9 protein-coding genes are annotated in these 12970 nt (G+C 69.8%); 5 read left to right on the top strand and 4 right to left on the bottom strand.

Going from position 1 to position 12970, the window contains the following annotated elements; translation table 11 throughout:
* Positions 1-93: 93 nt before the first annotated feature.
* A complete protein-coding gene (locus TFC3_RS12670) occupies positions 94-825 on the top strand; it encodes an SDR family oxidoreductase (RefSeq protein WP_067499409.1) in 732 nt (243 codons plus the stop codon).
* 101 nt (positions 826-926) lie between these two features.
* On the opposite strand, the gene TFC3_RS12665 is transcribed toward TFC3_RS12670, so the two are convergent.
* Positions 927-3062 carry a glycoside hydrolase family 15 protein gene (locus TFC3_RS12665; protein WP_067499407.1) on the bottom strand — a complete coding sequence of 712 codons (2136 nt, stop codon included), beginning with the start codon at positions 3060-3062 and terminating at the stop codon, positions 927-929.
* A 195-nt stretch (positions 3063-3257) separates the two neighbouring features.
* Here TFC3_RS12665 and TFC3_RS39250 point away from each other — a divergent pair, with 195 nt between their 5' ends.
* The gene (locus TFC3_RS39250; RefSeq protein WP_236718098.1) at positions 3258-3410 is read left to right on the top strand and encodes a hypothetical protein; all 153 of its coding nucleotides are present in this window, start codon (positions 3258-3260) and stop codon (positions 3408-3410) included.
* Here TFC3_RS39250 and TFC3_RS12655 read toward each other — a convergent pair.
* The gene (locus TFC3_RS12655) at positions 3407-5326 is read right to left on the bottom strand and encodes an MFS transporter (protein WP_067499406.1); all 1920 of its coding nucleotides are present in this window, start codon (positions 5324-5326) and stop codon (positions 3407-3409) included. The two genes, TFC3_RS39250 and TFC3_RS12655, sit on opposite strands and share 4 nt — an antisense overlap.
* A 180-nt stretch (positions 5327-5506) precedes the next feature.
* On the opposite strand from TFC3_RS12655, the gene TFC3_RS12650 reads away from it, so the two are divergent.
* Positions 5507-5938 carry a universal stress protein gene (locus TFC3_RS12650; RefSeq protein WP_161952587.1) on the top strand — a complete coding sequence of 144 codons (432 nt, stop codon included), beginning with the start codon at positions 5507-5509 and terminating at the stop codon, positions 5936-5938.
* A 210-nt stretch (positions 5939-6148) separates the two neighbouring features.
* Entirely contained in the window at positions 6149-9442 is a 3294-nt protein-coding gene (locus TFC3_RS12645; RefSeq protein ID WP_067499403.1) for a TIM-barrel domain-containing protein, read from the top strand.
* Here TFC3_RS12645 and TFC3_RS12640 read toward each other — a convergent pair.
* Positions 9429-10634 carry an MFS transporter gene (locus TFC3_RS12640; RefSeq protein WP_067499400.1) on the bottom strand — a complete coding sequence of 402 codons (1206 nt, stop codon included), beginning with the start codon at positions 10632-10634 and terminating at the stop codon, positions 9429-9431. The two genes, TFC3_RS12645 and TFC3_RS12640, sit on opposite strands and share 14 nt — an antisense overlap.
* Before the next feature lie 40 nt (positions 10635-10674).
* A complete protein-coding gene (locus tag TFC3_RS12635; RefSeq protein WP_067506535.1) occupies positions 10675-11709 on the bottom strand; it encodes a sugar ABC transporter substrate-binding protein in 1035 nt (344 codons plus the stop codon).
* Positions 11710-11982: 273 nt separating this feature from the next.
* Here TFC3_RS12635 and TFC3_RS12630 point away from each other — a divergent pair, with 273 nt between their 5' ends.
* Entirely contained in the window at positions 11983-12960 is a 978-nt protein-coding gene (locus TFC3_RS12630) for a cytochrome P450 (RefSeq protein WP_236718097.1), read from the top strand.
* Positions 12961-12970 lie beyond the last annotated feature (10 nt).

Raw genomic sequence — 12970 nt, 5'->3', positions numbered from 1 at the left:
GTCGTACTCAACGTGGCGGGCCGGGGGTTGTTTGTAGGAAACCACCAAAGGGAGTTGGCCGCATACCCCTAAAGGATGGCTAGAGTTGCGGTAATGAGCGATCACTCGAACTCCTCCCTGACCGGCCGGGTTGTCATTGTCACCGGCAGTTCCTCCGGCATCGGCGAGGCCACCGCGCGGCTGCTCCACCAGGCCGGAGCCCACCCGGTGCTGGCCGCTCGGCGCGCGGATCGGCTGGCTGCGCTGAGCCAGGAGCTGGGCGGCGCGCTGGCGGTGCCCACCGACGTGACCGATCCTGATCAGCAGCGAGCGCTCGTGGCCGCCACCGTGCAACGGCACGGCCGGGTGGACGGGCTCGTGGTCAACGCCGGGGCAAGCTTTCACGGCACGCTCGAAGATGTCGACCCGCGGGCGTACCTGGAACTGCTGAATTTGAATGTGGTCAGCGTGGTGACCGCGATCCAGTCGGTGCTGCCGGTGATGCGCGAGCAGGGCTCCGGGCGAATCGTGACGGTCAGCTCCGGCACCACCCGGATCGCGCCGCCCGGGGTGGGTGCCTACGCGGCCTCCAAATCGGCGGTCAACATGCTCACCGAGGTGGCGCGCAAGGAACTCGCCGGCGACGGCATCGACGTCAGCCTGGTGCTGCCCTCGGTCACGGCGACCGAGTTCGGCGGCGGCATGTTCCGCGCCGGTGCGTCGCCGCGACCGGGCATGGTCGTGCACAGCCCCGGGTACGTGGGCCGGTTCATCCTGCGGGCGTTGCGCACCGGCGAGGACAGCATCGACATCCCCCATGGTCCGGAGCAGACGGACCTTTCCTAGGACTGGGCTGCGCCCGCGGCGGACGCCGAACCCCGGCACCGAAGTGCTCCGCTCAGCGCAGTGCCCCTGTTCCTGGTCGGCTGGCTCCTCTTCGGCTCGGGTCAGCGGGTGTAGCGAGCGGCCACCACGGCGGGTTGTTCCAGGACCCGGCCGGCCTCGAGGTCGCGGGCCAGGCGCAGGTACTGGGCGTGCGTCCAGGCCAGCGGGGTGGCCGAGAACGTCGGCGTGCCGGGTACGAACGGCGGTGCGCCGGCCGGCGACTGGTTGTCCCAGACCTGCTCGGGCAGCATGGAGCCGGGTCCGGCGCTACGCGTCATCGTGCTCAGCTGGGTGTGCGCGGCGCTCTTCGCGCCCCGGGCCAGGTTGTACTCGCCGCGTTCGCCGTTGAGCAGGGGCCAGGCGCGGCCCCGGGTGATCCGGCTGTCGTCGGGCAGGCCGTAGTCCCAGGCGGTGCCGTCGAGCTTTTCGCCGTACCCGTCGAAGGATGCGCGGTGCCAGAAGAAGCCCCGTGCTGTGGGTACGCCCAACTGCTCGTCCACGACACGCAGGGTGTTGACGATCGCCGGGTCGGCGGCGGGCAGCACCCCCAGGCGCACCAGATCCAGGAAGCTCGGGTCGACCACGCGGCGCTGGTCCACGTTCGACGGGCCGCTGTCGCCGATCGGGTACGTGGTGCCCGCGTCGGGGTTGCCGTCCTTGGTCAGCCGCAGGAAGTACGGGCGGTCCGAGTACGGGCCGGTGCTCGTGACCGTCCACGCCTTGACCCGGGCCTGCCAGTCGTCGGCGGTCGCCAGGTAGCGTGCGGCGGAGGCCGGGTCCCCGTTGGCCCTGGCGATCGAGGCGGCACACACCAGACCGGCGATCTCCGCGGCGATCGTGGCGGGGGAGTAACCCGACTGGTTCTCCCAGCGCTCCTGCGGTGTCCACGGGGCTGCGTTGCCGTCCTGGGAGAAGCCGAGCAGGAAATCGGCGGCCCGGCGTACCCGGCTCCAGGTGCCCGCGTCGGTGCGCTTGAGCTGATAGGCCAGCACGATCGGCAGCGCCACCTCGTCCAGCTGCAGCCCACCCCACACCGGGGTGCCGTCGACCTGCGAGTTCTGCGGGAACGAGCCGTCCGGCTTCTGCTGCACGCCGAACAGGAAGTCCAGAGCGCGGTTGGCCCCGGCGACGTCCCCGGCGGCGATCAGCCCGGTGCCGATCTGATAAAGATCACGCGACCAGACCAGGTGGTACGGCCCGGACGGATCATCGCGGCCGAAGGCCCACGGCGCAGCGGGCGCAGCCACGTACGCCCCGCGGTGGGTCTTGTCCTCGCTGGCCGCCAGCACCATCGCCGACACCTGGTAGAGCCGCCGGTCGGCCGCCGCGGGGGCCCGCTTCAAACCGCCCAGATAGCGGTGCCACCCGGCCGCGTAGTCGCGTGCGACCGGCCGGAAACCCCGGCGCAGCGACGCTCGGGCGGTCGCCGGGGCGCTCTGCGCGGTGCCGAACCCGAGGGCCAAGGTGGTGTGCCGGTGCAGCTTCGCGGTCTGCACGAGGTTGCCCGCGGCGGCCGAGCGGTAGTGCCAGTCCATCCGCCCGTCGGCGCGCAGGTCGGTCCAGCCGTCGCTGACCCCGCGCAGGCCGTTGGAGGTGGCGGCGAAGGCGGGCGAGGCCACCAGGGCGCTGGCGGTCGTGCCGTCCGTAGCGACAAGCGCAGTCCCCTCGGTACGTCCACTGTCCCCCCTGCGCGTGTTCGCCAGAGCCGGGTCGTAGACGGTGAACAGGTCGTATCCGGCCCCGCTCAACGACACGTCGACCAGCACGGTGGGCCGGGCCGGGTCGCTGGCGTACGATGCGGTGAGCCGCCACCGGCCGGAGCGCTCGGTGAACGTCTGGCGGAAGCTGAGGCTGCGCTCATCGGTGAGCTGGGTTCGTACCGTGGCAGCGTCCTTGGCCTGGACTGCGTGCCCTTTGTGGTCGGCGACAACGAAGTCCAGCGTGCGCACGGCGGGCGACCCGACGGTCGGGTAGAAGATCTCGCCGAGCCCGCCCTGCTTCTGCACGGTGAACCAGACCGGGCTGGCTGTCGTGGCCGAGGTGCCGAATCCGGACTTGTCAGCGGGCAGATACTGCTCGTCCACGCCGGGCGCCCCGGGCGCATCAGGCCCAGCCGGCGTGGTGCGGGCCGGTGCCGGCGCGGCGGGCAGAAGCAGCAAACCGGCGGCGAGGCTGTGACCGAGCTGGGCGACCATCATCGTGCACCTCCATCGACCACAGCCTATGCATTACCGACCGGTCAGGCTACCGGGGCAGATGAAGCCGGGTGCTGATGGGCTGGGAGCGCTCCCGGGTACGTGCCGCAGCCATGGTGATCGCATTGCTGCTGGATCTGGCCACCATCGTCGGTGGTTTCTTGCTGGCTGTCGCGTTGCTGCGGCGGCTTCGAGATCGTGGGCATCGGGGTCGGGCTGGCCCTGCCGTGGGGCCGGCTGACCGGCCGGCGACCGCGGGAGGGTTCGCCCGGCGTGGGCCTGCTGCTGGCCGTCTTCGGGCTGATCGCCATCGTGTCCGGGCTGCAGGGCCTGTTCACCCCGGACAACTAGTCACCGCCTGCACGGGACCGACCTCCGGGCTCCACCGGACCGTCTTGCGGATTCCCCTGGACCGTCTCGCGGGCGAACATGCGTTCCTCGTCGAGCGCGGAGGTCTGCACCACCAGCACGTCGCACACCGCGTTGCGCACGACCGCGGCCGGAACCGAGCCCAGTAGCTGCCCCTCGCTGGCTCCCAGCCCGCGGTTGCCCACCACGATCAGGTTTGCCGGGTTCGCCCCGACCGCGTCCAGCAGGGCCTGCGCGGCGTCCCCGGCCACCAGGCGCTGGTCGATGTAGCGGGCCCGTTCACGGGTCAGCGCGGTCACCGAGCGGGACAGTGCGTCGCGGGCCGCCTCGGCGCCGTGCAGATCGCGGTGCATGCCAGAAGCTACGCCGGGCGACATGCCCTGATCGGTCTCCCGGTACGCCGTGACGACCACCAGCCTGGCCTGCGCGGCCTGCGCCACCTCGGCGGCCCGGTCCACGGCGTACAGGCTGGTCGGGGTGCCATCGGAGCCGACGACCACGCGGTCGTACACGGTGATGCTGCGTTTGCTGCCCAGCGGCATGATCGGGGACTCGTCGTTTTCGTTCGGCGGGTTGACCCAGAGCATGGCCACCGCGCCGATCGCCAGCAGCACCCCGGCCAGGGTGATCGCATTGCTGCCCTTGCCGTCCAGCAGGTGCTTGAAGATCCAGCCGAAGGTCACGGTCTGCACCAGCATCGGCACCACGATCATCATGTTGAGGATGCCCATGTAGACGCCGGTGCGCTTGGCCGGCACCATGCTCGCGACCATCAGGTACGGCACGCCGACCGCGCTGGCCCAGAAGATGCCGACCCCGATCATCGGCACCAGCGCGAGGTACTGGTTGTCGATGCGCGCGAGCCACACCAGTGACAGGGCGGCGAGCCCCAGAGCGATCGCGTGCACCCGTTTGGCGCCGATGCGCTGCGCGAAGCCCACCAGGAACAGCGCCGAGACCATGGTGACGAAGTTGTACGCGCCGTTCTGCAGGCCGCTCCACGCGATCGCGTCCTCCCAGGCCGGGCCGCCCTGTCCGGGGTTCGCGCGGAACACGGTCTCGCCCAGGCTGACCGCGAGGAACTGCCAGTAGATGAACATGGCGTACCACTGGAACGCGAACACCACGCCGATTTTGTGCATGGCCACCGGCATCGACCGGACAGCGCCGGCGATCTCGCGGATCGCGTTGCCCGCGCCCTTGGGGGTCGAGCGGATCTCCTCAAGTTCCTGATCCGACGGGGTCAGCTCGCGGGTGCGGGCCATCGCGGTGAGCACGGTCAGCAGAATGCAGATCGTGCCGATCATGAAGCACACGAACATCCAGTACGGCACCCCGTTGCCGGCGGTCTTGTCCAGCGCGTTGACCTTCTGCAGCAGGAACAGCGACACGTTGGCCAGCACGGCCCCGGCGCCGGTGAACATGCTCTGCGTCAGGAAGCCGCGGGCCAGTTGCGACTTGGGCAACCGGTCGGAGATGAACGCCCGGTACGGCTCCATCGAGGTGTTGTTGCCGACGTCGAGCAGCCAGAAACAGATCACGCCGAGCCAGAGCACCCCGACGAACGGGAACACGAACAGGATCACCGCGCACAGCAGCGCCCCGGCTGTGATGAACGGCCGTCGCCGGCCCCAGCGGGGATGCCAGGTCCGGTCGCTGATCGCGCCGATCAACGGCTGGATGATCAGCCCGGTGACCGGGCCGGCCAGGTTGAGGATCGGCAGCTGGTCCGGGCTGGCCCCGATGAGCAGGAACAACGGGTTCACCGCCGACTGGGTGAGCCCGAAGCTGAACTGCACGCCGAAGAATCCGAGGTTCATCATCAGCAGGGCGGGACCCGACATCAACGGCCGGCGTTCGGCTTGCCTGCTCTCGCGTTCCGTCGCCTCCATGACCATGGCGGACCCCTCCGGCGATATGTGATCTGGTTCACACCTCAGTCGACGCTAAACCGATCGAGCAGGCCGGCGCAACCATTGCCGCCGGTCCATGCGTCAGGGCGCGTTCTCGCAGGCCGGCGTTGACCCCGCGGCGGGCGCTGCCATGTACTGGCGGCTTCTGGCAGGAAGGAGCCGATAGTGGCCAGCTGGAAGACGATCGTGGTGGGCGTGGACGGGTCGCCGGGCAGCCGCAAGGCCCTGGTCTGGGCCGCCGCCGAAGCCGCCGACCACGGCGCCGGTCTGCTTGTGCTCAACGTCTGGGAGCACACGCTGCTGCCTCCGGCCGGCAGCATCAGCGTGTCCGAGCACTACGTCCCCGACCCCAGCCAGCGCACCGCCGACGACCTGGTCGAGGTCATCAAGGAGGAACTCGGCGAGGATCCGCCGGTGTTCGTGCAGTCGCAGGTGCGCCAGGGCCGCCCGGCCAAGGTGCTGATCGACGAGTCCGCGGGCGCCGACTTGCTCGTGGTGGGCAAGCGTGGGCACGGCGGGTTCGCGGGCCTGGTGCTCGGCTCGGTCAGCCAGCACGTGGCCGCGTACGCCAAATGCCCGGTGACGGTGGTCCGCTGAGCCGCTCCGCGCCCGTACGTCTGTAGCTGCGTGCACGGGCGCTCAGCTCCCTCAACTGCGGAGCTGAACCTGTTCTGCCGGGAGATCCGGTGTGTACGTCCTTCGAGGACGGCACTTTCTCCATTGATCATCGACTATTGACAGGGCGCTCCCGGCGGGGCAAAGCTCACAGCGTTGCGGGATGGCTGCGGAACTTGGTCAGGGGGCGTCATGTCCGGGCATGTCGGTAAACGAGGACTGGCCGCCCGGGTGGCTGGCTTCCTGACCGTCCTTCTCGCGCTGGCCCTGCTGCCCGGCGCCGCGCTCGCCGCGCCGGCCGCACCCCGGGTCCGCGGGCAGAGCGTGCAGGCCGGTCACCTTCGGGTGCAGGTGCTCAGCCCCACGCTGCTGCGGTTGGAGTATGCCGCCGACGACGCGTTCGAGAACCGTTCCACCTTTACCGCGGTGAACCGCAACCCGGGACGCACCTGGTTCACGGCTTTCACCCGAAACGGCGAATTGCGGGTACGTACCAGCGCAGTCACGCTGAGGTACAAGCTGAACAGCGGCCCGGTCACCGCCGCCAACACCACGCTTGAGCTGCGCGTCGGCCGCCGGGCCGGCACCGCGCACCCCGCGTTCGGCTCGCCCGGGCGTGCCGACTCGCTCGGCGGCTGGTATCGCGGCCTGGACTACTACGACGGGCAAGCCGGTCCGGTCGAGCAGATCGAGCTGCACCCGGGCATGCTCAACCGCAGCGGCTGGTACCTGCTCGACGACACCAAGACGGCGGTGCGCACGAGCAATGACTGGGTCGCGGCGCGGCCCGAGCGCGCCGGCGCGTACCAGGACGGTTACCTGTTCGGCTATGGCCACGACTACCAGCGTGGACTGGCCGACCTGAAGACGTTGACCGGCCCGTCGCTGCTGGCGCCGAAGTGGGCGCTGGGCACCTGGTTCTCCAAGTACCAGGCGTACAGCACCGAGGACTACGAGAACGAGCTGCTGCCCGCGTTCGACAAGAACAATGTGCCGCTTGACTCGCTGGTCATGGACACCGACTGGAAGTCGCCGAACCAGTGGGCCGGCTGGAACTGGAACCCCACGCTGTTCCCCGACCCGCAGAGCTTCCTGGCCGATCTGAAGAACCGCGGGATCAACGCCACGCTCAACGTGCACGCGGCGATCTCCGGTGACGATCCTCAGTTCGCCCAGGCGCAGGCCACAGCCAAGGGCAAGCTGACCCCGGCGACGAGCAGCTTCGCGCCTGACCCGTACCGCTTCGACTGGACCGATCCCGACCAGGCCGCCGCCTACGAGCACCTGCACCAGCCGTTCGAACAGCAGGGTGTACGGCAATGGTGGCTCGACTACTGCTGCGACGACAGTTTCGTCAGCACGCCCGGGATCACCGCCGACAGCTGGGTCAACGAGCTCTACAAGCGCGACGGCGACGCGCGCGGACAACGCGGCTTCTCACTGGCGCGAATCGGAGCCGCTTTCCCCGCGTACAACGAAATCGGTCCTTCCGGTCCGTGGGCCGAGCATCGCAGCACCATCCACTTCACCGGCGACACCCGCCCCGACTGGGACACGCTCAAGTTCGCCGCGGCGATGACCCCGGCCGAGGGCAGCATCGGCCAGTCCTATGTCAGCCACGACATCGGTAGTTTCGCCGGCACCCACCTGCCCAACGACCTGTACCTGCGCTGGGTGCAACTGGGCGCCTTCCAGCCGGTGCTGCGGCTGCACTCCGACCACGGCGACCGGCTGCCCTGGGAGTACGCCGACACCGTGGGCAAGCCCGCCGCGGACTTCCTGCGCCTGCGCGAGTCGCTGGTGCCCTACCTGTACACCGCGGCCCGGCAGAGCTACGACACCGGGATGCCCATGGCCCGCGCGCTCTACCTGCAATATCCCGAGCAGGACGAGGCGTACGAGCACGACACCCAGTATTTGCTCGGCGATTCGCTGCTGGTCGCCCCGGTCACCACTCCGGGCCTGAGCACCACCGTTCCGGTCTGGTTCCCGCCCGGCGTCTGGACGGACTTCTTCACCGGTACGACCTTCCGCGGCCCGGCGACCCGCACCGTCGCCGCCACCCCCGATCACATCCCGGTCTATGTCAAGGCCGGCGGCATTGTGCCCCGCTCGCAGGGCACCGAGAACGTGGCCGATCAGGACAAGAGTTGGCTTCGCCTGACCGCCTACCCGCACGCCCACGGCACCACCAGCGTGTACGACGACGCAGGCGACGGCCCCGGCTACCGCACCGGCCGATTCACGCGCATCCCGGTCAGCTATGACGAGGGCCGCCGCTCCAGCCTCACCGTCGGACCGGCCACCGGAACGTACCCGGGTGCTCCGGTCGCGCGCCGCTACACCGTCGAGTTCGCCGGGGTCTCCCAGCCGCGCGTGGTGACCGTCGGCGGGCGCCGGGCGCCGTTCACCTATGACGCGGCCAAGCACCTGGTGTCCGTCGAGGTGCCCGCCACCTCGGTACGCCGTTCGGTGACGGTGACCCATGACGGCTCGCCGCTGACCGTGGCGCAGCAGCCGGTCGTCGACCTGAGGTTCACCGCTCCCGACGGGCTGCAGTCCGGGGTGGCCAGCACGCTGGTGACCGAGGCGCGCAACGAGGGGCCGGGCACGATCACCGACCTGTCGGCGGCCGTGCGGGCACCCGAGGGTTGGGTCATCACCCCGCGCACGCCGACCACTGCGGCGTCGCTGGCCCCGGGCGCCACGTTCACTGTCACCTACGACGTCACGCCGGCCGGAGCGTCGCCGCGAACCGCTGACGTGACGGCGCTTCTGACGTACCGCAATCCGGATGGCACAACCGCGACCCTGCCCGCCGCCTTGACCGTTCCGGTGCGACCGGTCGCCGTGACGTTCCGCGTGCTGGCCCCGCCGGGCACGCCGGCCGACGCGACGCTGTACCTGCCGGGCAACATCACCGAGCTGGGCCCGTGGGATCCGGACAAGCTGGCGATGACCAACAAGGGCAACGGGATCTGGGAAGCCACCATCACCGTGCCCGACGGCACCGACATCCAGTACAAGTACACGCGCGGCTCGTGGGAGACGGTGGAGAACTGGGGTTCGATCACCGGCACCAACAACCGTAGCGTGACGGTCGACGGCGGGGTCACCCGGACCATGCTGGTCGACGACACGTCAACGGCCTGGGGCAGCGGTGCGCCCGACATCCACCTGGCCATCCAGTACTGGCGTGATCCGCTGGTGCTGTCCATCGCGCCCGGGGCTTCGGCGGTCACGGTCACCTTCCAGCGCGACATCCAGCCCACCGGCGTCGACTACTCGGGCTCGGTGACGGTGACTGGAGCGGCTGGTCCGGTGGCGGGCACGGTGGCCGAGTCCACGCCGGGCACGCTGGTCTTCACCCCGGCCAGCCCGCTGGTGCCCGGGTCGTACACGCTGACCGTGGACAAGGTGAGCAGCGTGCTGGTGGACGGGGTGCCGATGCAGAAGCCGTACACCAGCACCTTCACGATCGGGTGAGCGCCCGCTGGGCCACCGCCCAGCGAACCACGGGCGGGACCAGGCTGCCGGTCACCGCGAACAGCACGCCGAGCACGATCCAGCCCGGCGTGCCCCAGCCCAGGGTCAGCGCGGTGACCACGGCGGGCGCGATCATCTGGCCGAACTGGATGCCCATGCCGTACGTGCCCTGGTACTGCCCGTGCGCGTGCTCCGGGGACAGCCCGAACGAGATGCCCCAGCCGCCGGCGGAGTACCAGAGTTCGGCGAAGGTCTGGCACAGCACCGCGACGATGAGCAGCACGATCGTGACGGCGGAGCCGGTGCCGGCGGTCAGCGGGAAGATCAGGCAGGCGGCGAGCAGGCCGAACCCGGCGCGCCGGGACGCGCGGGCAGCGCCGTCCAGGGTGTCCGTGCCGGTGGCCGCCTTGACCTGCAGCAGCACCACGGTCACGGTGTTCACCGCGAACACCACGGAGATCATCCAGCGGGGTGCGTCGGTGCGGTCGGCGATCCACAGCGGCAGAGCCACCTCCAGCAGCCCGAAGTTGGTGGCGAGCAGCCCGTCGAGCACGATGAAGGCCAGGAACGGCCGGTCGCGTAGTGCGATCAGGCGAGGCCCGCCACCCTCGTGCGGCATCGGGGCGAGCGGGGCCAGGCGGGTGAGCACGGCGGCGGCGAGCAGGAAAGTCACCGCGTCGCCGAGGATCAGCGCCAGGTACGCCGTGCGGGTGTCCACGCTGAGCCCGATGCCCGCGATGCCGGCGCCGACCGTGATGCCCACATTGGTGACCGCGCGCAGGTAGGCCCTGGTGTAGACGCGTTTGTCCGGGGGCACCGCGTTGGCGATGAGCGCACCGCGGGCCGCCCGCTGCGCCGACTCGAACACCGCCATCGGCGCGGCGACCAGCAGGAACCCGGCCATGGACCGCACCTCGACCAGGGCCACTTCGCACAGCCCGAGCGCCACCAGGGCCCCGATGGCCACGCCGCGCGGGCCGAGCCGGTCGGCCAGGTAGCCCACCGCGGTGCTGCTCAACAGGCTGACCAGGGCCACCAGGGTGAGCGCCAGGCCGGTCTGGGCGACCGGCAACCCGACCGAGCGGGTCAGGAACAACGCGCTGCTGGCCATCCACAGCCCACCGCCGACCGTGTTGATCAGCGTGGCGGTAGCCAGCGTACGAATCGGGCCCGGTTCCGGCAGCAGAGGCATGGACCCATGTAACAGTACGGACGTACGGTTTGTAAAACGATTACCGCGCGATGCCGGCCGCTGCGCACGCCTGGCGGAACTCGTCGGTGCACAGTTGCGCGCTGGTGACGTACCCGTCGGCTATGACGTCCTTGACGGTGTTCCTGGTGATGGCCCTCGGCATCAGTAGTATCTCGCGCGGAGCGGCCGGCGGCTGCCCCTTGGCGAGCGCGATGGCCAGGCTCGACGCCGCATCCGCCTCCTCCTTCACCGGTTTGTAAACCGTCATGCACTGATCGCCGGCGAGAATGTTCTGCAGGCCCTGCACGGTGGCGTCCTGCCCGGTCACCGGCACGTGCCCGTTGAGCTTGTAGCGCTTGAGCACCTGAATGGCCGCATTGGCCAAGCCGTCATTGGCCGCCAGCACGCCGCGGATGCCATGGTGGGCGGTCAGCATCTGCTCGAAAATGGTTGCCGCTTGATTGTTGTCCCAATCGTGGACATTTTGCTGCGGACCGCGCACAAAGGTGCCGTCGGCGTAACGCGGATCGAGTACGGAATTGTAGCCCTGGGCGAACAGCGTGGCGTTGTTGTCGGTGGGGGCGCCGTTCAGCTCGGCGATCACCGGATGTGCGTCACCGCTGGTGGCCAGGCAACCGACCAGCCCCTGACCGAGCAACTGGCCCACCCGGACATTGTCGAATGAGACGTAATGATCGGCGTTGCCGTCGAGCGTCAGGCGATCGTAGTCAATGGTGGCGATGCCGGCCGAGCGCGCCTTGTCGAGAACTGCTTTGCCCGTACCGGAGTCCAGGTTCACAATCATCAGAACCTTGACCCCGCTGGAGATCATGCCGTCGGCAATGGTCTGGAACTGCGTTTTGTCACCCTGAGCGTTCTGCACATCCACCGGTACGCCCGCAGCATCGAAGGCAGCCTCCAGGTACTTGATGTCCGCGGTCGCCCACCGCGCCGACGTCTTCGTGTCCGGCAGAATGATGCCGACCTTGCCCGTCCCGCTGTCCGGATCGGTGCAGGCAGCCAGCCCGGCGGCCAGCAGGACCACGGCAAAGATTCGTCTGAACACGGTTCGCATTGTCCAGCCCGGGGCGCCACAGCGGTATGCTCGGGCATCGATCTCAACGATGCCGTGTCCTGGCAGTTGTCCGAGCCCGCGTTCTGGCGGCGTCCCGAACGCGAACGCGCCGCCGTCTTCGCCCGGCTGCGACACCTCGACGCGCCGGTCTTCTTCCCCGAGCGCCGCAGCGGACGCCACGCCGGCGCCGCGGCCGGCTTCACCGCTCTGGTCCGGCATCGCGACGTGGTGGCGGCCAGCCGGCGCCCGGAGGTGTTCCGCAGCGGCCACGGCGTGACGACACCACGGCCCGCGCGGTGGGCCCGGTTGCTGCTGGGCGACTCGATGGTCAACCTGGACGATCCGCGGCACGCCGAGCTGCGTGGCATCGTGGCCCGGGCGTTCACCCCGCGCGTGCTGGCCCGCGCGGCCGCCGACATCGATCACGTCGCCGCCGAGATCGCCGGCACCGTCGGTGCGGGCCGCGACGGCGACTTCGTGACCGCCGTCGCCGCGGTGCTGCCGCTGCGGGTCATCTGCTCGATGATGGGCATCCCGGCTGCCCGCTGGACCCAGGTGTTGCGGCAGGTGGACGCGACCAGCAGCCACACCGCGCTGCGGCGGATGCCCGGCAGCGGGCTCTCCGACCTGCTGCGGCTGCAGCACCTGGTCGCCGAGGTGGCGCACCGGCGGCGACGGGAACCGGCCGGCGACCTGATCTCCGCGCTGGTGGCCGCCGATCTGGGGCGCCGCGAGCTCGGCTCGTTCTTCTCGCTGCTGCTGGTCGCCGGGGTGGAAACAACCCGCAACGCGATCGCCCACGCCCTGTGGTTGCTGACCCGGCACCCCGAGCAGCGCGACCTGCTGCTGACCGACTTCGACCGGTACGGCCCAGGCTTCGCCGACGAGGTGATCCGGTACTCCTCGCCGATCGTGCAGTTCCGCCGTACGGTGGCGGTGGATGTCGAGCTGCACGGGCACTGGTTGCGGGCCGGGCAGGATGTGATGCTCTGTTACGCCTCGGCGAACCGGGACGAGACGGTGTTCGCCGAGCCCGAGCGCTTCGACCTCACCCGCTCACCCAACCCGCACGTCGGGTTCGGCGGTGGCGGCCCGCACTTCTGCCTCGGTGCCGTGCTGGCCCGCCAGGAGCTGACAGCCATCTTCCGCCAGTTGCTCACCCGGTTCCCGGCGATCCGCGCGACCGGGCCGCCCGGCTACGTACCGTCCAGCTTCGACCACAGAATCCGCCGTTTGCCGTTCGCCATCTGATAGAAACGTT

The organism is Actinoplanes sp. TFC3, from assembly GCF_001553785.1.
Taxonomy (GTDB): Bacteria; Actinomycetota; Actinomycetes; order Mycobacteriales; family Micromonosporaceae; genus Actinoplanes.
Note: the sequence above shows the minus strand (reverse complement) of the source record. Positions and strands in the feature narration are given on the sequence as shown.